Origin of the sequence: Nocardia sp. NPDC058666 (genome assembly GCF_042714895.1) — a bacterium.
GTDB lineage: Bacteria > Actinomycetota > Actinomycetes > Mycobacteriales > Mycobacteriaceae > Nocardia.
In genome coordinates this window covers 16,263-36,067 of record NZ_JBHXRY010000007.1, presented here as the reverse complement: position 1 = coordinate 36,067, position 19,805 = coordinate 16,263, and the positions used below count along the sequence as shown (strand labels likewise).

Below are 19,805 nucleotides of genomic sequence, written 5' to 3'. Positions count from 1 at the left end.
AGAGCCATGACAAACCTCGAAGACGCTCTCAGCGAGATCGACGTCCTCGCTGCTACCGGCGTGACCGATACCGCGCCGACAAAGTCCGCCCTCGATGACAAGATCAACGAGCACTTCGCCGGTGCTGTTGTGCGCAAGGATCTCGTCAAGGCAGTTCGCGGCAACGCCGTCGTGCCGTCCTACGTCTTGGAGTACCTGCTGGGCCAGTACGCCGCGTCCGACGACGAGGCGACCATCCAGGCCGGCATCGACAGTGTGCGCCAGATCCTCGCGACGCACTACGTCAACCGCAACGAGCACATGCTCGTGAAGTCGAAGATCCGCAGCAAGGGCCGACACCGCGTAATCGACCGGGTCACAGTCACTCTCAACGAGAAGAACGATGTCCACGAGGCAGAGTTCGAAAACCTTCAGGTCAAGGGCGTCATCATTGACGACGTCACGGTCAAGCAGAACCCCAAGCTCCTGGTCGGCGGGGTGTGGTGCATCTGCGACATCGAGTACTTCCACTCCGACGACCAGCGCGTGGTGCCGTGGATCCTCGGCAGCCTTAAACCCATCCAGGTCGCTGGCGTCGATATCGACCTCTACCACGAGGCACGCAAGGCGTTCAGCACCGAGGAGTGGGTCGACCTCCTCACACAGTCGATCGGTCTCAACCCTGAGCAGTTCACAGACCGCGGCAAGCTGATCGCCCTGACCCGCCTTATCCCGTTTGTCGAGCGCAACTACAACGTCGTCGAACTCGGGCCGAAGGGGACCGGCAAGTCACACACATTCAGCGAATTCTCCCCGAACGGCATCCTTATCTCCGGCGGCGAGGTCACCGTCCCGAAGCTGTTCGTCAACAACGCAAGCGGCCGCATCGGCCTAGTCGGGTACTGGGACTGCATCGCCTTCGACGAGTTCGCAGCAAATCGCCGCGCCGACCAGAACCTAGTCAACGTGATGAAGAACTACCTCGCGAACAAGTCTTTCTCGCGAGGAACCAGCATCTTCGCAGCCGAGGCGTCGATGGCGTTCATCGGCAACACGACACACACCGTGCCCTACATGCTCAAGAACTCCGACTTGTTCGACGAGCTGCCCGACGCCTACCGAGACCCGGCGTGGCTCGACCGCATCCACCACTACATCCCCGGCTGGGAAGTCGCCCCGATTCGCTCGGAGATGTTCTCCACAGGATACGGATTCGTCGTCGACTACCTCGCCGAGATCCTGCGTGCGAAGCGGTCCGAGGACTTCTCGGACAAGTACAAGCACTACTTCACCCTCGACAGCTCGGTCTCGACGCGCGACCAGGACGCCATCTGTAAGACGTTCTCCGGGTTGATGAAGCTCGTTCACCCGACAGGCGAGGCTACCGAGGACGAGGTCCGCGCGCTGCTGGAGTTCGCGATCGAGGGCCGCAAGCGTGTCAAGGACTCGATCCTGCGGATCGACGCCACCATGCGCGATACCCCCGTCCACTTCCGGTATGCGGATGTGACCGGGGCGTGGCACGAGGTCACGACTCTTGAAGAAAGCCAGTACCCCCAGCTGTACCGGCGGAACTGGGATGCCGTCGGTTCGGGTGACGACGAAGTCGCGCCCGTACCAGGCGAGTCCGGTCCCGCCGGTCCGGTCGGCGATGACGCATCAGGCGCGACCGCTCCGGCGCGGCAAGCTGATGTTCCACTGGCTGAAGGGCACCAGGACTTTTCAGCTGGCCAGAAGGGTGTCTCCTACGAGAAAATCCTCCTGCCTTATCTCTGCGGCGCATCCAAGATCACGATCACCGACCCGTATATCCGCATGCCGCATCAAGGACGCAACCTTGCGGATCTGCTCAGCCTCCTCGCAACTGCCAAGGACGACGCCGAAGAAATCGATGTCGTGCTCGTCACCACCGAGCAGCCGAAAGCCGAGTTCAAGCAGAGTCAGCTACTCATGCTGAAGGCGATCAAGGACGCGTCCGACGCTGTGGGTGTGCGCCTGTCGGTGCGCCTCGACGACACGATCCACGACCGCCGCATCGAGACAGACCGTGGCTGGCGCATCGACCTAGGCAAGGGGCTCGACATTTGGCAGAGGACGGGCGACAACCCCTTCGACTTCGGCCGTAACCGCCAGGAGTTCCGCCTCATCGGATCGGCGTTCACCGTCCACTACGTGAAGATTCCCGTCACGCCGGAAGTGGCGGCAACACTGTGACCCAGGTGCGCATCAACAGAGCCCCGCACGGGATCACATCCGTTGCGGGGCCGCCATGCCCAACTGACTCAACCCGAGTTCCAATGTTCGAGCAGTCAACTGGCACAACGCGATTCGGTTCGAGCGAATCGGCTCATCAGCTGCGATGACCGGGCACAGATCGTAGAAGGTGGTGTACGCGCGGGCCAGATCGTAGAGATAGCCCGCCAAACGGTGGGGCTCCAACGCATCAGCCACCTCCGCCAGCACGGTGCCGTAGCCATCCAGGACCAGGGCGAGTTCCCGCTCTGCCGGTTCGAGCGGACCGGCAGTGTCGACCATGGCCTGCGTGGCGGCGTTTGCCTTGCGCAAGATCGAGCAAACGCGGGCGTGGGCGTACTGCAGGTAGACGCCGGTGTTGCCGTTGAGTGTGGTCATCCGATCCAGGTCAAAGCTGTAATCCTTGACCCGCGACGTCGATAGATCCGCGTACTTGACCGCACCGATCCCCGCCTGCTCAGCGATAGTGTCGAGTTCAGCCGCAGACAGGTCCGGGTTCTTTTCGGCGACAACAGCGCGGACACGGGCAGCGGCCTCGTCGAGCAGGCCCATCAACCGAACCGTTCCTCCCGCACGGGTTTTGAACGGTTTGCCGTCCGGTCCCAAGATCGTGCCGTAAGCCACATGATCGACTTGGATCGCGCCGGTGAGCCAACCCACCCGCCGGGCGGCCTCGAAGACCAGCTGAAAGTGCAACGCCTGCCGCGAATCGGTGACATACAGCAGGCGGTCTGCGTGCAGCGAGGCGATGCGGTATCGGATGGTGGCCAGGTCGGTGCTGTCGTAGCCGTACCCGCCGTCGCGTTTGCGGGCCATGAGCACGACAGGCTGATCATCAGGGCCGGTGACCTGTTCCGACAGCACGACGATCGCGCCGTCGCTGTCGACAGCTACGCCTTTGTCGATGAGTTCGGTGACCGTGTCAGCGAGTTGGTCGTTGTAGAACGACTCCCCGACATAGTCATCGGGGGTGAGCAGGACACCGAGTCGGTCATAGATCGCGCCAAAAGCCTTCTCGGACTCGGCGACGATCTCCCGCCACCGCGCGACCGTATCCGCATCGCCAGCTTGCAAGGCCACCACGCGGTTTCGTGCACGGTCGGCAAAAGCCGAGTCGGCGTCGAACTGGGCGCGGGCAGCCTTGTACAGGCTGTCCAGCGCCGACACCGCGCTGGTCTCGGCATCGAGTTCGTCTGTGTGCCACGGTGATTCGGGATGCTCGTCGATGTACTGGATGAGCATCCCGAACTGGGTACCCCAGTCGCCCAGGTGATTCGCGCGCACCACATCAGCACCGAGGAACCCGAAAACCCTCGCGAGACTGTCACCGATGATCGTGGTCCGCAGATGCCCGACATGCATCTCCTTGGCCACGTTCGGTGCGGAGTAGTCGATAACCACCCGATGCCCGTTCTCGCTGGCCGGCACACCGAGCCGATCATCAGCCAACCGTGCGGCCACGCTTTCCCAGATCGCCCGATCAGCGAGGGAGATGTTCAAGAATCCGGGGCCCGACACCTGCACATCAGCGATCACGCCACCGTTGAGGTCGAGATGGGCCGCGAGCTCGCTACCGAGCTGGGCGGGCGGCATCCCGACCTTCTTCGCCAGCGGCAACGCGGCGTTGGATTGAAAGTCGGCCCGATCGGATCGTCGCACTACCGGGTCCGCATCCGCCATTTCCGGGCGGACTCGCACGATCGCCTCCGACACAGCGGCAGCGACACGTCCGAGCAGCGGCACAATACCGGCAGAGCTCACCTTGGATTCCTTTCGATGGGGATGGTGAGCCCATTGTCGCAGGTGCGTCATGCGGCGTGACCAGGACCGACCTGTTCGTCGCGGACATGGCATCGGCGAAACCGCGAACCGTCGATCACCTCGACCAGATTCCGGGAGAGCAGCGATGCAAGTCCCGACTGAACGGTCGAGCACAGGCGAGCGCCTGGGGTGTAGCCCAGGAAGTCTTTGCAATACTCACCTCCAGGCCCTTCGGTGAGTGCCCGTACGGCGTCCAGCACGGTCGCTTCGGGCACCCCCAGTATCGAAATCGCGAGCACCGCGATCGCCTGTTCCGCCCTCGCCCGGTCAGCGCGGTAGCGCGCCACGCTTCCACCGAGGAACACGTGCTCACTGGTCAGGGCGTTGAGCACGAGCCGCTGAGCGAAGGCTGGCGAATTCAACCAGCGCGACTCAACAACGACCGGATCCGGGCTGAGCACGCCCCGAATCCTTGAGAAGCAGCGCAATTCAACTGCGCTATCGACATCAGCGTAAGTCGCGAAAAGCTTTGTCTCGTAATCGACCTCCGTGTCACTGCGAAGGCCGAAGTCGTCGTGGATCGTGCACACAGCGGCGACCAGGTCGTTCATGGTGTGAAAACCGGGGCGATCCCGTCCGACCAACACCAGGTCCAAGTCCGAGCCCGAGTGACCAGCGCCGACGGCCTGTGAGCCGTACGCCAACCCGTAGCCGCCGACCGGGGTCCAGGTGCTGCATAGCTGGGCCGCGACGGCGAACAGTTCGGGTGTCACGACGCCAACCCGTCCGGAAGCGACGCACGCGGGTGCGCGACTGCGTGGAAGTCGATGAAATGGACCCCGCTCGGCAGCGCGACTCCACAGTTCGGCATGTGGTATTCGTCGATGAACTCCTCGACGACCTGCTCGAGATCGCGATCGCCGAGCAGTTGGGGGTGATGCTTGAAGTGGACGCCGAAGAACCAGTCGCGGGCAGCGGCACGTGTGGGGGCCCAGGCCACTCCCCCGAGCCGGGTGTGGGTGAGCGTGCCGTCGCCGCGGTTCTCGGCGTCGCGAAGCGCGTCGATCAGGACATGCCGAGTGTAGGCGCGGCCACCGTCAGGGAACGGCGCGACTGTTTCCCATGCCTGTGTCACCAACTGCTGTTCAGGACTCTCGGCGTCGAACAACATCGTCAGCAGGTGCCCGCCCGGGGCTACCAGCCCGACCAGATCAAGCACGAACTTCCGCGCCTGGTCCGCCGCGACGGCCTGGTCACGCTGTGGCCGCACACCCGCTGAAGACAGCTCCTCGAAGAACTCGCCGATCGGGTAGCTCAACGACCAGAACGCCGTCACCAGGTCGAAGGTCGACGCCCGGTCGGCCGCGATCAGGGAGGTCACCGCGTCGCCGGTGTCCGCGCAGATCGTTTGAGCGTCAGGGAACTTCTGTGCGACCGCGGCGACCATCGTTTCGCTGTAATCGGCCAGCACGAGGTTTCGGGCATAGGGTGCGATCGCGTCTGTTATTCGGCCTGTGCCGCAGCCGAATTCGACAATGTTCAGCGACGCGCTCGGGGCCGCATAATGTTCGGTAAGCCAGTCCGCGACCAGGTCGATGTCTTCTGTGCCGACGTAGAAATGCCGCAACAGCAGCTTGTCGTAAATGCCTGCCGTCTCGTACACCGCGCGAAAACTCGAGTTCGTCATGCTGCTTGTTCCTCCAGGTCCGAGGCGAGATGGTCGAGGTAAGCGAGAACCTCGTGCATATGGGCTTCAGTGAGCCCCGGGTTGTTGGCCATGAACCGCAGCGGGTACACGACGGATCCTTTTCGTAGGCGGCCAAGGTCATCCGGCAAGGTGAATTGGTGCAGGTGCCAACGGCCTTCGGCGAGGATCCGCTCGTGGAGGGCGATGTTGAGCTGATTGACGCGTTCCAACCCGAACTCGTCGATACGTCCGAGCTTGATGGCCGTCGGCAGGTAGGCGAAGACAACCGCCGCCAGGTCGGGGTCGTTGAGCCGGACCAGCCGTGGGTGCGCATCGACCAACTCGGCGAATCGTCGAGCCAGATTCTGCCGGTGGTCGGCAAGTTCCGCGAGTCCCGAACGGCCGCGGCCGAGCATCATCATCCACAGTTTCAGCGACATCCAACCCTTGGTGCCGATGAACGGAGTGACCTGCCCGAACGCGAAGTCCTCCTGCATGATCAGATCCGAATATGTCGAAATCGTCCGCAGTGCAGCAGGTTTACGCACCAGCAGCGCACTCAGCCCGTAGGGCACGGCCATGATCTTGTGCGGATCCACGGTGATGCTGTCGAACTCGGCAATGCCGTCGATTTTGTCCCGCATGTTCGGGCTGAAGGCCGCGAGCAGCCCCCAGCACGCGTCCGCGTGCAACCAAATGCTCGGATCGACTGCCCGCACGAGATCGTGGACGGCTCTCAGATCCTCGACCGTCTGGGTTCGGCTGTCGCCGGCATAGGCAACGACCGCCATCACGCGGTCACCATCTTCGCGCAGCGTTCGATCGAGTTCGGTTCTGTCGTACCGAAATCCATCGGTGGGGACTTCGACCACCTGCGCCCCGCACCCGATCCACGTCAACGCCGCCTTCACGCTGTAATGCCCGATACCCTTCGGAACCACCACTGCCATCCGGTTCGGGTTGGTGACACCGGTCTGCATCGTGTCCGGCGCTTTCGCTTCCCTGGCCAGCATCATCGCGACGGTATTGCTCGTCGTCCCGCCTGGGGTGATCATGCCGCCCACATCCCACACCGTGTGCACCGCATCGACCGGGGGATTCGCGTAACCGAGGAGATCTCGCAGCCATCGCAGCACCGCGATCTCGACAAAGGTGGCGCTCGGGCTGTCGAACGACTGGTTGATCATGTTCTGCTGCGTCAGCACCGCCAGCACGCTGCCCATCAGCGCGAGCTGGTCGTCGCCGGTGTCACCGAAACCCATGAAACGTGGCGATGCCTCGTTCTTACACAGCGGCAGCACGTGATCCACGAACTCGGCCATGACCTCCTCGCTGGTCATGGACTGCACCGGCAGCTCAGTGACCAGCAGGTCCCGGATCTCGCGTGTTGTGCTTCGCCGGCCGAATATCTCCGGACGCGCCTTGAACTGCAGGCCGATGTCGACGGCGCGGTGCAAGCCGGTCGTCGTCTCTGAATTCTTCACTGCCCCAGCGTCTCTCCGACCGGGGCTGGGGTTCCAACAACAGGCTGCTGTACAACAGCCTGTTGTATCGGGTCAGGGCAGGTCAGCGATCGCCAACCGGAGGGCTGCGGCCCCCGCGGCTTGGATCGGATGCTGCGCGATGATCTGCTCGACTAGCTCAAAAGTGAAGGGCTGCAACTCGAGCACGCGCCCCTCGTCGTTGTCGGCCACGATATCGCCGAACAGTTCATCGAAAACTGGTCCGTCGATAATCACGGCGGTCAGCAGATCCGTGGCAAAGCTCAGGGGATCGACACCAAGGCCCAAGCAGTAGGCCTCGACCGATCCGTCCCCGAGTCCTTTCGTGAGTCTTGATGCGAATTCCCATGACTCGTAGCCGATCGGGGCGTTCTCGCTGCCATGGTCCTCATCGGCACCACACAGTTCCTCGGAGAACTCTCGGATCATGTTGTGCCACAGGGAGAAGTCGTTCTCTACGTTCCACTCGGCGTACCCCGAGGGCTGGAAGATGCCGACCGGAACCACCTGATACATACCGCCGGCGTGTCCGACCTTGCGTGGGTCACGCCAGTGCAGCAGGAACGACCGCTCGCCGGTGTCGACGTCGCGCCGGATTGTGAGCGTGCTGATCGCGAGATTCGCACGACGTTGCTCGAGGTCGCATGGGTCGGTGATCGCGGCGCGGACGCCTGGTGCGATCTGTCCGTCGCGGTAGGCGACCGCGAACTCGTGGGCAGCGGCTTCCCCCACGTCCACGCTGTCGAAGTAGTGCCCTAGGCCGAATCGCAGAGTTGGCGACTGACCAGCCAACTCCGCATGAAGCAGCCGGTAGGTCGGCCTGTTCTCGAAAACAGTTGGCGCGGAGATTTCGCCCACAACTGTGGAAAATGTCTCATACTCGCTACCGTCCACGCGCGTAGGCAGGACAGAGCTTCGCGGCGGGTAGACCTCGGCCGATGACGCTTCCGTCGGGGACCATGCCAATCTGATGTCGTTCAACGGAATTGGGGAGGTCGGTAGCCACCCGCGGCGCGCAAGGAGTGCGGAGTTGGCCACACGGAGCGCGTCTGGATACTCCCCCGCCGCAGCAAGATCTAGTTCGGTTCGGTGTTCACGCAGATAGAAGCGGGTCTGCGCCCATGCCTGCTCGCTGTCGGTCAAGGTGCGCGATTGCGTGGGCATGTGATCTCCAGATTCCTCAGCTGATCAAGCTGTGTCGATGCTGCCATGCCAGCGCCAGGCACGCTGCTCCCGGCGCGGCCATGGGCTCGGCTTCCAGCATCCGCGCCACCGACTCCTCGGTGAACGGCACACCATCGGCGGCTCGACCGTCACCGATGCCGACGACCTCGCCTTCCTCGTTGAACTGCACCATCGTGCCGAAGATCTCGTCGAATACGTCGTCGTCGATGACGACCACCGTGAGCAACGTGGCAGCCAATGTCAGCGCGTCGAGCCCGAATCCGAGAAGATGCGCGGTGACTTTCCCTTGCGCTCGGGCCGCGGTGAGCTGCTGATAGAACGACCAATTCGTGTAGTCGATCGGAACGCTGCGTGTCCCGTCGTGTTCTGGATGGCCGAGCACCTCCTCGGAGTACTCCCGAACCATGTTGCGCCACAGAGAGAAATCATTGCGGCGGTCCCACAACCCCATGCTCGACGGCTGGAACTCACCAGCCGGAATCACGTCATAGACACCGGCTGCCGTCGCGACGCGAGAAGGATCACGCCAGTGCAGGAGGAACGACGGCGGTGCCGGGTACCTGCGCAGCCGGACCGTCAGCGTGGTGATGGCGGGGATGATCGCACGGCGTGCCGGATCGAACGGATCTCCGATGAGCTCACGGAAAGGCAAGTGGCCCTTCAAATCCGAGACATCAGTGGTCGGAAGAGCGATGCAAGCCCCAGCCAACTCGTGGGCGAGCGCCTCGCTGACATCGAGTTTGTCGAAGTAGCTGGCCAGCCCGAAGTCCAATACACCCGACGTGACGGTGCCACCGAGGTACCGGTAGCTCGGTCTCGACTCGAAGAGTTGCGGTGGATCAAGATGTTTCACCGCCGCGGAATACGTCTCGAAGGCGAGCCCAGGAACGCGCAGCGGGCGCACGGGCGAAGTCTCACTCTCCGCTCCGGTGATCTCGGCGAGCTGCGGTCCCTCATCGAGTTCGAGACGCAGCGAATCCAAATCCACTGGGGCGGCCGGCATCCATCCGTCGCGAGTGATCAGCGACGTCCTCGGCAGCCGGTACTCGGCCGGATACCACTCGGTTGCCAGTCTCGCCAGGTCACCGCGGTGATGATTCAACCAGTTACGTTGAACTCGCCATCGACCTCGACTGGTGGCCACCGCAGGAGTGTCATCGGCACCCGCGCGGCGGTGGGCTCGGCCCGCGATCCCGAGCTCCTCGGGAGGGATCCCCAAGACTCGAGCGAACCCTTGCCGCTGCTCCAATGTGGCCTTGCGCGTGCCCTTCTCGACCTGACTCAGAAACTGCTGGGTGATCCCCAACGCATCAGCGACCGCGGCCTGATTGGCACCGCCCGCAAGCCGGTACTCCCGAACAACCTGGCCGACCGTCGGCGCCGCAACGCCATCCCCATCGCGCCGCAACCACCCGGACGTTTGCATCCCATCCACGATCGGCTCCTACCCAGCCAGTTCGTGACCGTTGAGATTCGCGGTCGATGACCATTCGAGCAGATAAAAGGGCTCCTGTCACCGCTTTTCGGCTGAGCAACCGTTCGATCTACAGCGCAGCCGTAGTTCCCGTTCACACCGATTCCGCTTCTTGTCAGTGCCGATCTGTACCTTGCTCATCAGCCAGCACCGACGTGGAGAGGACTGTCGTGAACACCGAAGTACCTGAGAGCGGTTTCGCCAAAGCCATGGCCGCCTTGAACGATGGGTTGTTGCAGGGGATGGAACACTTGATAGAGCTCGGAAGGACCCGAGGTGTCATCACCGCAGCCCAGGCCGCGCAACTTCTAGAACTGCGGGTCGAGGCTATGACCCTGCCGGCCAAGAGGTAGTCGCGACGCTCCGTCATCCCGGGATGAGCCTTCACCCGGGGCGTCGACAGAACACCGCCGAACGAATCGCCGACGACTATCACCGCCCACATCCCAGGCGCGGACGCAAGGCGGTCGATAGCTAACCGTGACCTCCCGTTTCGCCCAGGCAATCCGAGTCGGACGAAACGTCCAGTCGGAGCTGCCGAACCAACCGCTCCATCTCCTTCTCCCACCCAGGCGTCCCCCCACCGGCACTGTGGATCGCGGTTCGAACCGCAGCCGTGCCGCGGGTACAGGCCTGGAGCAGATCATCAGCACGAACATGCGTTTCGACCATGATCTGGCCGTCACGATGATCCAGTCGCGCAGATGAAATATGGTCCAGCGTCTGCAGATTGGACCACAGCTCGCTGATATGAGCGGCAAAGTCTGCCGGATCTTTGATGCCATCAGCACTGATCGCCGCCCGAAAACACACCGACCACACCTTTTCCGGCGCATCACCTCGGTCCAGCACGTGCCGCGTGATCCGCGTGCCGACAACGTCTGGGCCGATGTCTCCCCCAACTGGGTCGGCGTCGAGCCGAACCCGGTATCCGAGCACGTGCATCATTCGAGCCAGGCTCCGCAATGTCAGGTTTCGCCTGCCGCTGAGGCGCTGGCTCACTTCAGTCGGCGTCACGTCCAGCATTTCGGCCAGCTTCTTCTTGCTCACGCCCTTCTCGTCCAGTGCGGCGTGCACCATCTCTGTAGCCGACAACAGCAGACGCTCCTCCGCGAACAGCGTTTCTGCCTCCGGCGTCCGCCGAAACCATGTCGTCATTGCGCTTGTGCCTCCTTCCAGATTCCCCGTGCCCGCTCGGCCTGCGCGCATACTTTGCGATCGGACGGTTTCGCGGCCCCATGAGTCGCGACCCAGTCTTGCCTGGACCTGATCACGTAGAGCCGATGCCCCGACCTGGTCTTGATCTCGTGAACGGGCGGCTCGCCTTCGCACTGCAGCTGACGCATCTCCTCAGGGCTTCGCAAGAAGCCGACCTCGGTCAGTCTGTCCAACCTGGCCCGAAACTGAACCTGCGGCTTCAACGGCAGCGCCGCCAACCAGGCCGATGCGAGGCATCCGCGTCCCGGCACGACCACTCCGAACAACGTCAGCGCGCGACCTTCATAGATGACCTCCAACTCAAATGAAGACATAACTTCACTTTCTTGGCAGTGTACTGCCCCGATCTGGGAAATCGTGAACTTTGACGCACAGATGTGACTGAGTGCCGGGCCCCGCTTCGGTCCGCCTTGGCGATCGCCACCGTACTGGAAGGCGGGCCGCTCGGCCACATCGCGCCCACCGCACCAAGCCCCTTGACCAGCCGGGTCAATCCGAGCGGTGACCGCCACCGATGTTCAACGAGCGCACGTCAGGGCAGTAACTGCCACACCAGGTTGCCAGCGTTGCGGCCGTTGACAGTTGGATTGCAGTACAGCTGTCCCTCACCCGAACACAGTTGGCAACGGCATGCATTATTCGAGGACATCCATGGCGCATCGACGCACCTCCAGACCGATAAAGAGTAGCCGAAAACGAACTTTCGCCCTGTTTCCCTATGCGCTGTCAACCGAGGTACGGCGCCGGTCGGCCTTCCAGGGAGTGCCCGATCCGCAGCCGAACGGTGGGGTGCACCGGCAGTCCGGCCAGCTCGTCCGCACGAACGAACCGAACCTCGGTCGATTCGCTGCTCACCGCGATCTCACCGCCCACAACCCGGCCGAGATAGGTGACGGCGAACTCCTGCCGCACCTCCCCGTCCTCGTACTCGATGACGTGCTCCGGGTCGGTGTAGATACCCAGAAGCCCCGTGATCTCGATGTCGAGGCCGGTCTCCTCCCTCGTCTCGCGAACCGCGCACTGTTCGAGGGTTTCACCGATCTCCATGACACCCCCAGGGAGCGACCAATTCCCGGAATCACCCCTGCGCTGCATCAAGATTCGGCCCTCATCGTCGGTGACCAGGACCGAACCACCAGGCACCAAGCTGTTGGCCTTCGGCGCGTTCGGGTCCTTGTAGTAGTCACGCCGTGAGCTCATGCGAAAGTCCTTGCGAATAGGGGGTCGCCGAGCCCCAGATCTGCTCGAATTGCTCGGCGAACGAGGAGAAGATTCCGTGCTGGGAAAGCTTCCGCAGATGCAGCGCCGGGTGCTGATATCCGCGGGCCCGGAACAGGTACGGCGTGACGATCATCGTGTCGTCGAACCGGAATACCGAGTTGTAGAGATGACTGGTGTGCAGGCCGATTTCGCAACCTGGCGTGTCGGTCAGCGGGCCTAACATGTTCAGCGCGTTGCGGATTCGGCCGGGGAGGGTGCCGTTCATCTGTTCCAGCGCATCCCGCTCGGCAACGTGCGGGCAGTCCGGGTCGGCAAACGCCAACCTGATGCGAGTTCCGTTGCGGCACTTCGCGGCGAGGACGTCGGCCGCGTCCGGCAGCAGCTCCAGGACGAAGGGGTAGGCGTAACCGACGATGTCGATCTGCTCGTCGGCGCCGAGGATCAGCGAGGTCCACAGGTCATTGGGAACATCGGCCCGATGAGCGTAGGCACCCTGCACCTCAGCAGTCGCCGCCCCGCCGGCTGCGAGATCAGGGCGTGTCTGCGGCCACAGCAGATCTTCGGATTCATCCAGCGCTCGCGCGACCATTGCCCGCGTCCGTCGATGCGGTACGCGGCCTGCCAGCCATCGGTTGACGGTCTTCACGTCGACGCCGACTGCCTCGGCCAGCGCGACCGAATCCAATCGCGCACGAAGCATCGCCGATTCCAAACGGTGGGCCATGCTCGAACTTTACTGCCCATTTACGGGACATACCAGGGCCTTTGAAATGTCCGGTGAAGTGTCCTGCACGTAGTTCAGGTGCCTCTGCCGGACAAATACCGTCGGATCGCCGCGCACGACCGTCAGCCAAGGGGGCGAAGTGATCTACGGACCAACACGTCTCGAATTTCCGCGAACAGGCGCATGGGAGCCACGATGACCGCGTTGCTCGATCAAGCACTCGTCCTCCGCATCCTGCAACCCGGCGGACAACTCACCGACCGCCAAATCGCCGTTGAGACAGCCCTTTCCCTCCGTCGAACCAGACGAGCACTCCGAACCCTCCACCTCAACGGCCTACTCCGCCAGGTCGCCCACCGCCAAGCCTGGGAACTGTCGACCTGCGGTCACGCCTACGCCAACACCCCCACCGGCAAAGCCATGCTCGACGTACCCCGATCGGCCCTCGCCGGATGAAACCCACCGCAATCGGATACCTGCGATCCGACATCTCCGGACCGGACCCGAACTGGCACGAAATCCGAATCCGTTCCCGGGCAAAGCGATACGGTTACGACCTCGCGAAAACGATCGTGTTCACCCCACGAACCCCCGATCCGATCACCCGATTGATCACCATCGCCCACCGGACCGACGCGGAAGCGGTCTTCACACCCCACCTCGGACACCTCGGCACCGACATGCCGATCGCCCTGGTCAGCACCTGCGACGTGATCACCGTCGAAGACGAGAACACCTACGTGAGATCGTATTTCGCTTGTCAGCGTCCTACGGTAGTTCCATGATCCGTGAGGAATCGGGCGACCTACTCAGCGCCGACGTCGAAGCACTCGTCAACGCCGTCAACACTGTCGGCGTGATGGGCAAGGGGATCGCGCTGCAGTTCAAGCAGACCTACCCGGAGATGTTTCGGGACTACGCCCGTGCCGCACGAGCGGGCGAAGTTCAGATCGGTGCGATGCACGTGTGGGCGACTGGCGCCACGAACGGTCCGCGGTTCGTCATCAATTACCCGACGAAACGGCACTGGCGCTCCCCTAGCCGACTGGACGATGTGGCCGCAGGCCTTCCAGCTTTGGCCCAGACCATCGAACAGAACGAGATCCGATCCGTGGCCATCCCGGCACTCGGCTGCGGGTATGGCGGCCTCGGCTGGGCAAGCGTAGAGCCGCTGATCCGTCGGACGCTGGTGCCGTTGGCCACGTTGGTCGATATTCAGCTGTATCCACCGCCGACGTGAGGATGCTCCGTCCGTCCCCCCACTCCACCGCCTACGCTGAATAGCTCATTCGCTTCTTTCGATCGATGTAATTAGCTTCTCCAATGAAATTTTGTAAGTCCAGTCGGCGCCTTCACTTGCCAGCCCAGGCAACTCCGCCCGCGCCGTAACTAGTAGCGCGCTGCGGAAGTCGTTGATATCAGTTGCAGATTCACCGGTCGGAAAGAACCCACCGTTCGCGTTTACCACATGCTGCCATAACCTCAGCCGCTCCGGTGGCGAGTCCCCGATATCGAGTCCACCCGGTAGTAGAGCCCGGGTTGTGTTCGATCCGTATCAGTTGATGTCGCAGGCCACCGGGTGGTGACGGTGGCTGCAGCGGGCAGCGTACTCGGCCGGGGTCAGATAACCCAGTGCCGAGTGACGGTGCCGTAGGTTGTGCTCGGTTTTGAAGTCGCCGATCACCACCCGTGCTTCGAGCAGGCTCGTCCAGTGGTTGCGGTTGAGGCATTCCGCCCGCAACCGGCGGTTGAACGATTCGATGAACCCGTTGTTCCAGGGTGCTCCTGGCGGGATGTAGGAGATCCCGACCCTGTCAGCGCAGAACTGTTGTAGCGCAACAGAAATGAATTCCGGCCCGTTGTCCATCCGCAACACCTTCGGCGGACCGCCGGCCGCGTCGAAGACCTTGCCCAGCTCGGTGACCAACCTCTCGGCGGTGATCGACCGCTCGACCAGGTGCAGCAGCGACTCGCGAGTGTGTTCGTCGATCATCGACGCGATCTTCACCGCTTTTCCATCGATGGTGGAATCGAACTGGAAGTCCAACGCCCACACCACTTTCGGGGCATCCGCATCGACCTGCGGCACCGAGGACATGCCAGCTCGTTTGCGTGGGGAATGTGTGCGGATCTGCAGGCCTTCTTCACGCCAGAGCCGGTGGACCTTCTTCTTGTTCACGTCCATGCCCTCGTCGTGGCGCAACGCCGCCCACGCGCGCCGGAATCCATGGCCGGGATGTTTGGTGGCGTACACGCGCAACCAGGCCCGCAAATCGGCATGTGGATCGGCGGGAGTCTGCGCCACCGGTAAACGCCGGTAGGTGGATCGAGCGAGCCCAACAGCCTTGCACGCCAACCGTTCCGACATGCTCAACGTGTGTTTGAGCATGTCCACGGCGCGGCGTTTAGCGGCTGGGCTCAGAATTTTCCCTTCGCGACCTCGCGCAACGCGTCTTTTTCCAGCTCGGCGTCGGCGAGTAGGCGCTTGAGCCGGGCGTTCTGCTCGCGCAGCTCTTTGAGTTCCTTGGCGGCGTCGGTGTCCATGCCCGAGTACTGGCGGCGCCAGTTGTAGAGGGTCGCTGCAGATACGCCCAGCTCGACGGCGATCTGCTCGCCTGTTTTGCCTTCCGCGGTCAACTCGTCCGCTCGGCGCAGTTTGCGCACGATGTCCTCCGCGGAATGCCGCTTCCGACCAGCCATAACTCTCAGTGTCCCTTCCAGCCCACGTCGGGGCCAACAGGACTCTAATACCGGGTGGTCTCATCCACCGGGGTCAGGCCACCGGCATTGCCCCACTCGACACGGCCGCCTCGAACAGTCGATCGAATACGGCCCCAGATACCCACCATTCAGTTTTGTCGTCGAAGTTGATTATGAGCATCAGAATCCAATCCTTATTAAATCGCTGACGAGACCTGCCGAACTTCGCTCGCGAAGATCTACTCGTCGTTCGCCTGTCAGCGTCCTACGGTAGTTCCATGATCCGTGAGGAGTCGGGCGACCTACACACCGCCGAGGTCGAAGCACTCGTCAACACCGTCGCCTGCACTGACGTGCGCTGTCAATCGACGGCATCGATCAGAATCGCGGTGCCGTCGACCTGCAGGAACGCACCGACCTTCCACCCATTCGTGCTGAACGCAACATCGAACTCGGAGCTGGAGACGTAGCCACCAGGTGGAACACTGGACTGGAGCGTCGCCTCGAACTGGCTCGGCTGCACGGCGGAGAGCGTGAATCTCGAGCGCAGACCGTCCGCCACGTCGGGACGCAATTCGACCACAGCCTCAATCCAGTGGGTTGTCGGTCCGGGCGCGCGACCACCCTCGTTGTTCCAAGTGATCCAACTTGCTGAGAAGGGCGTGTCCAGCAGCGAGAATCGCTTCGTCAGCGGGCTCAGGTCATGCCGGATTTCGGTGGTTGCATCAGCTGGCTCCGGGGCCGGAGTGGCGCATCCAACCGCCGTCAGGAGCGTTGCCGCGACAGCCACAAATAGGCGCGGAATGAGGAAGGTCATCGGCGGGCTCGTCACTCCGAACGTTCTACCGTAGGGCGTGGAATCAATCGAGCTGTCAACCGCCATCTCCACGTGCAGCAGCGCAAGCTGATCCACACCATGTTGTCGCCGCGATCGATACTGAAACGATCCCTACCCGGCAGCACTGCCCCAGATCGCGACCCTTCGGGAACCGAAGATATGCCGAAGCGACAGTCGACGGGCCGTACCGTCAGCTCATGCTGTCCATTCGTCATCGAGTGTCGCCTCTCGTCGCCGCGCTGGCTGTCGGCGCAACCCTCTTCGGAACCGCACCGGCCAACGCCGAGCCCCGGCCAGACCCGTGGGTCCAAGGTCAGATCGATTCGCTGACCGAGGACGTTCCAGGATTCCTGCACTCCATCGAGCTGTCCGGCATCGACAGGCGCGGCATCTCCGACCCCGACCTCGTCGGCAAGGGACACATCATCTGCGACCAGATCTACAGCGGACGCGGCGACCTCGGCAGCGCGGCGCTGCCGAACACCCGGTCGGACGACTTCCATTCCATGGAGGTTGTCGCCGGAGCGAGCATCAAGTACTTGTGCCCGCCAGCCGCCGAATTCGCGGCACCGAACCTCGCCGACGCGGCGCCGTAGACCGCTACTCGTCCGCCAAGAAATCAGCAGTCACGACCCGCGATGTCGAGCGTGAACCGATCGGCTGGATCACCGACAACCCGTCGCAGTCCGCCGACAATGTTCAGTTGAGCGAACGGGGGCCATGTCCCGATGCGATGGTTCAGGACTGAAGTCGGGAGATGAGGCCCGCCGACTCCGCATCCATCGCCGCATAAGCCCGAGCGGCAGTATCCAAACCCTTCGCGATCGTACTCAGGCTTCCCAGCAGCGCACTGTCTGCGCGATCCCATGCCTGCTGCAAAGCCGTGCTTGCGGCTTCAGCCGCTGGGCCCCACCCACTGTGCTGGCTCGCGATCTGCGTGGAGCACGAAGTGAGATCCGCACCCGACGCCGCCACCTCGTCACGCAGACGGGTCGCGGCTTCCTGCAGGGCAGTAATCGCAACCGACACCGAGTCATGAACGCCCATCAATCCCCCTACGATCGATCCTGGTCGAACCGATTTCCAGTGGCCGAGTCACTGCGAAATCGGTTTGATACTAGTCGTTTTGGAGAATTGCGACGATTACAGGTACCGGTAGGCTGGTACGCGGACCAACGGGGGAGATGACGACATGGCGTTGACATGGAACGACGTGAAGAACTGGAACGGCGACCGGCTCGAGGCGATGGCGCGGGCATATTCGCAACGCGACACCTCGATCCGCTTCCTGGAGTCCATCGTTCGACGCTCGGCCGACATCGAGGGTTGGACCGGCACTGCGAGCGAAGGCGCACGGGCGAAGATCACCTCGACCGCTACCGAGCTGGATCGCCTGGCAAGCCAGGTGGAACCGTTGAAATCGTTGGTGCTGAACACCATCACCACGATGGAAGGCCTACGCAGCTCGACCCTGGGGATCGAAACCCTGGCGGGTACCGAGGGATTCACAATCGCTGCCGATGGCAAACTGGGGGACGCCTGGGCCGAGGCCGGACGAACGGATGACTTGACCGATGATGAGCGGGCACGGCGCGCGCGAATCGCGGCGCAGGTCGAGGTAGACGTTGCCAAAGTCGTCACCGACGCGAACGCACTGGACGAGGCGAACGCCGCGGCACTGAACAGTGCAGCAGGCAACGTCGTCGCGCCGGCCCCTGGCAATCAACCACCCGCTGTCGACCGCTCGGATGGCGGCGTTGTCATCGAAACGGGTCCCGGCAACGACAACGTCGAGGTGACGGAGGATCCGAACACAAACATCGCGACTGTGATCGTGAACGGCAAACCGATCGAGCCCGCACTCACACCAGAGCAATCGAAGAGCATCACGATCAAATCCGACGCCGGTGACGACACCATCACTGTCGCTCGAGGGACCAAAGTCGGCGTGAAAATCGAGGGCGGCGACGGCAAAGACACCATCCTCGGCGGTGCTGGCAACGACACGATTTCCGGCGGCAACGGCGACGACACGATCCTCGCCAGTGACGGCGAGAACATCATCGAGGGCGGCGACGGCGACGATTCTCTCGTCGGCGGTACCGGTCGCGACTACATCAACGGGTCAAAAGGCCGCGACCAGCTCAGTGGCGGTGACGGCGACGATGTCATCTACGGCGGCGACGGTGACGACCGGATATCCGGCAACCGCGGCAACGACTACCTCGAAGGCAGCAAAGGCAATGACGTTGTCGGCGGCGACGACGGCAACGACATCCTGTCCGGTGGAATCGGCGACGACACCCTGAGCGGCGGAGCCGGTGACGACAAGGTCTATGGCGGCCACGGAAAAGACACTGTGGGCGACGGTCTCGGCGGCGCCGACACGTTCTACGTTCAGACTGCCGAAGACGTCGTCGCGGCACCGGGCGCCGGCGGATCGAACAACGTGATCGACATCTGCCTGACCAATATCGATCCCGACAAGATCAAGGTCGAAGGCAGCGACGAGTTCAAGGAGCGAGTGAACGCCGACCTCGAGTTCTATCGTTCGTCTCCGGTCGGTCAGGCGACGCTGGAAGGTCTCAGCAACACCGAGCATACGGTCACGATCAGGGAAGGTGAGTCGAGTTCTGCGAACGGCGATTGGAGCCGCGCGACTATCGATCCCTCGGGAAAACCGAATGTCGGCAGCGACTCGACGATCACATACGACCCGCAGTCGGTCGCGTTCGGCGGGCCATACGCGAACGAGCCGTACAACAACACACCGCCGTCAGTCACCCTCCTGCACGAGGCTGCGCACGCATACGACATCACCCATGGAACGATCCGATGGAACGACAAGAACCCCATGGTCTACCAGGGCGAAGACTCCGTTGACGCCAACCCTCACTACAAGGTCCAAGAGGGGGAGCGTGTGGCGGTAGGCCTTCCCATCGATCACGATCACAATCCGCAGACTCCGGAACAGCTTGTGCCTGACAGCGAGCACCCCACGAAAATCACGGAGAACGAATTTCGAGAAGAGCTCGGCCTCTCCCCTCGCGAGCACTATGCCCCGCCGGAAGGACCACGATGAAGACCTGCGCTCGAATGGCGCTGGCCGCCTCGGCACTGGTCGGCCTCGTATCCGCTTGCGGTGCAACAGAATCCCAGGAACAGGGTCTACCAGGGGGTACAAGCACCCCACCGATCGGCCCTTTCCGATGTGAGGCGAGACCGGCCGTCGCCGACCATCCAGACGTTGACCTCGACACCGA

Annotated in this window: 19 protein-coding genes; 7 read left to right on the top strand and 12 right to left on the bottom strand. The window is 62.7% G+C overall.

Features of this window, described 5'->3' with window-relative positions:
* Nucleotides 1–6: 6 nt before the first annotated feature.
* Nucleotides 7–2,193 carry a BREX system Lon protease-like protein BrxL gene (gene brxL, locus ACFWVD_RS17835; protein WP_379244029.1) on the top strand — a complete coding sequence of 729 codons (2,187 nt, stop codon included), beginning with the start codon at nt 7–9 and terminating at the stop codon, nt 2,191–2,193.
* A gap of 33 nt (nt 2,194–2,226) precedes the next feature.
* Here the strand turns inward: brxL and argS are convergent, their stop codons facing one another.
* The 6 genes from argS to ACFWVD_RS17805 form a co-directional block, all read right to left on the bottom strand.
* Entirely contained in the window at nt 2,227–3,993 is a 1,767-nt protein-coding gene (gene argS / locus ACFWVD_RS17830; protein WP_379244027.1) for an arginine--tRNA ligase, read from the bottom strand.
* Between the two features lie 47 nt (nt 3,994–4,040).
* Nucleotides 4,041–4,766, bottom strand: a complete 726-nt coding sequence (locus ACFWVD_RS17825) for a hypothetical protein (RefSeq protein ID WP_379244025.1) — start codon at nt 4,764–4,766, stop codon at nt 4,041–4,043.
* Nucleotides 4,763–5,680, bottom strand: coding sequence for a methyltransferase (locus ACFWVD_RS17820; RefSeq protein WP_379244023.1), 918 nt, complete (start codon nt 5,678–5,680; stop codon nt 4,763–4,765). Before ACFWVD_RS17820 ends, ACFWVD_RS17825 begins: the two co-directional genes overlap by 4 nt.
* Nucleotides 5,677–7,164 carry a pyridoxal phosphate-dependent decarboxylase family protein gene (locus ACFWVD_RS17815; RefSeq protein ID WP_379244022.1) on the bottom strand — a complete coding sequence of 496 codons (1,488 nt, stop codon included), beginning with the start codon at nt 7,162–7,164 and terminating at the stop codon, nt 5,677–5,679. Before ACFWVD_RS17815 ends, ACFWVD_RS17820 begins: the two co-directional genes overlap by 4 nt.
* A 72-nt stretch (nt 7,165–7,236) precedes the next feature.
* Complete coding sequence (locus ACFWVD_RS17810; protein WP_379244020.1) at nt 7,237–7,920, bottom strand: hypothetical protein; 684 nt, start codon at nt 7,918–7,920, stop codon at nt 7,237–7,239.
* Between the two features lie 442 nt (nt 7,921–8,362).
* Complete coding sequence (locus ACFWVD_RS17805) at nt 8,363–9,793, bottom strand: helix-turn-helix domain-containing protein (RefSeq protein WP_379244322.1); 1,431 nt, start codon at nt 9,791–9,793, stop codon at nt 8,363–8,365.
* Nucleotides 9,794–10,011: 218 nt separating this feature from the next.
* Between ACFWVD_RS17805 and ACFWVD_RS17800 the strand changes: the two genes are divergently transcribed.
* Nucleotides 10,012–10,194, top strand: coding sequence for a hypothetical protein (locus tag ACFWVD_RS17800; RefSeq protein WP_379244018.1), 183 nt, complete (start codon nt 10,012–10,014; stop codon nt 10,192–10,194).
* Nucleotides 10,195–10,315: 121 nt separating this feature from the next.
* On the opposite strand, the gene ACFWVD_RS17795 is transcribed toward ACFWVD_RS17800, so the two are convergent.
* The 3 genes from ACFWVD_RS17795 to ACFWVD_RS17785 all read right to left on the bottom strand — a co-directional run bounded on the left by ACFWVD_RS17795 (nt 10,316) and on the right by ACFWVD_RS17785 (nt 12,965).
* Nucleotides 10,316–10,999, bottom strand: a complete 684-nt coding sequence (locus ACFWVD_RS17795) for a helix-turn-helix domain-containing protein (RefSeq protein WP_379244017.1) — start codon at nt 10,997–10,999, stop codon at nt 10,316–10,318.
* A gap of 786 nt (nt 11,000–11,785) precedes the next feature.
* Nucleotides 11,786–12,259 carry an NUDIX domain-containing protein gene (locus ACFWVD_RS17790; RefSeq protein WP_379244015.1) on the bottom strand — a complete coding sequence of 158 codons (474 nt, stop codon included), beginning with the start codon at nt 12,257–12,259 and terminating at the stop codon, nt 11,786–11,788.
* On the bottom strand, nt 12,243–12,965 hold the full coding sequence (locus ACFWVD_RS17785; RefSeq protein WP_379244013.1) for an XRE family transcriptional regulator: 723 nt from the start codon (nt 12,963–12,965) through the stop codon (nt 12,243–12,245). Before ACFWVD_RS17785 ends, ACFWVD_RS17790 begins: the two co-directional genes overlap by 17 nt.
* Nucleotides 12,966–13,199: 234 nt before the next feature.
* Between ACFWVD_RS17785 and ACFWVD_RS17780 the strand changes: the two genes are divergently transcribed.
* From ACFWVD_RS17780 to ACFWVD_RS17770, 3 genes are read left to right on the top strand one after another with little or no spacing between them, the layout of a single operon-like run.
* Nucleotides 13,200–13,460: a hypothetical protein gene (locus ACFWVD_RS17780; RefSeq protein WP_379244011.1), complete on the top strand. Its 261-nt coding sequence runs from the start codon at nt 13,200–13,202 to the stop codon at nt 13,458–13,460.
* Nucleotides 13,457–13,789, top strand: coding sequence for a hypothetical protein (locus ACFWVD_RS17775; RefSeq protein ID WP_379244009.1), 333 nt, complete (start codon nt 13,457–13,459; stop codon nt 13,787–13,789). The genes ACFWVD_RS17780 and ACFWVD_RS17775 overlap by 4 nt, the downstream gene beginning before the upstream one ends.
* Complete coding sequence (locus ACFWVD_RS17770; RefSeq protein ID WP_379244007.1) at nt 13,786–14,244, top strand: macro domain-containing protein; 459 nt, start codon at nt 13,786–13,788, stop codon at nt 14,242–14,244. Before ACFWVD_RS17775 ends, ACFWVD_RS17770 begins: the two co-directional genes overlap by 4 nt.
* Nucleotides 14,245–14,559: 315 nt before the next feature.
* On the opposite strand, the gene ACFWVD_RS17765 is transcribed toward ACFWVD_RS17770, so the two are convergent.
* Together ACFWVD_RS17765 and ACFWVD_RS17760 are read right to left on the bottom strand one after the other, a co-directional pair.
* Nucleotides 14,560–15,704 (bottom strand): IS3 family transposase gene (locus tag ACFWVD_RS17765; protein ID WP_379244005.1). Its coding sequence is split into 2 segments (ribosomal slippage): nt 14,560–15,437 and nt 15,437–15,704, totalling 1,146 coding nucleotides; the frame shifts between segments, so codons are not numbered across the junction.
* Nucleotides 15,705–16,065: 361 nt separating this feature from the next.
* Entirely contained in the window at nt 16,066–16,617 is a 552-nt protein-coding gene (locus ACFWVD_RS17760) for a hypothetical protein (RefSeq protein ID WP_379244003.1), read from the bottom strand.
* A 122-nt stretch (nt 16,618–16,739) separates the two neighbouring features.
* Between ACFWVD_RS17760 and ACFWVD_RS17755 the strand changes: the two genes are divergently transcribed.
* On the top strand, nt 16,740–17,138 hold the full coding sequence (locus ACFWVD_RS17755) for a DUF732 domain-containing protein (RefSeq protein WP_379244001.1): 399 nt from the start codon (nt 16,740–16,742) through the stop codon (nt 17,136–17,138).
* 142 nt (nt 17,139–17,280) lie between these two features.
* On the opposite strand, the gene ACFWVD_RS17750 is transcribed toward ACFWVD_RS17755, so the two are convergent.
* Nucleotides 17,281–17,589, bottom strand: coding sequence for a WXG100 family type VII secretion target (locus ACFWVD_RS17750; protein ID WP_379243999.1), 309 nt, complete (start codon nt 17,587–17,589; stop codon nt 17,281–17,283).
* Between the two features lie 145 nt (nt 17,590–17,734).
* Between ACFWVD_RS17750 and ACFWVD_RS17745 the strand changes: the two genes are divergently transcribed.
* Complete coding sequence (locus ACFWVD_RS17745) at nt 17,735–19,624, top strand: M91 family zinc metallopeptidase (protein WP_379243998.1); 1,890 nt, start codon at nt 17,735–17,737, stop codon at nt 19,622–19,624.
* The last annotated feature ends 181 nt before the right edge of the window (nt 19,625–19,805 follow it).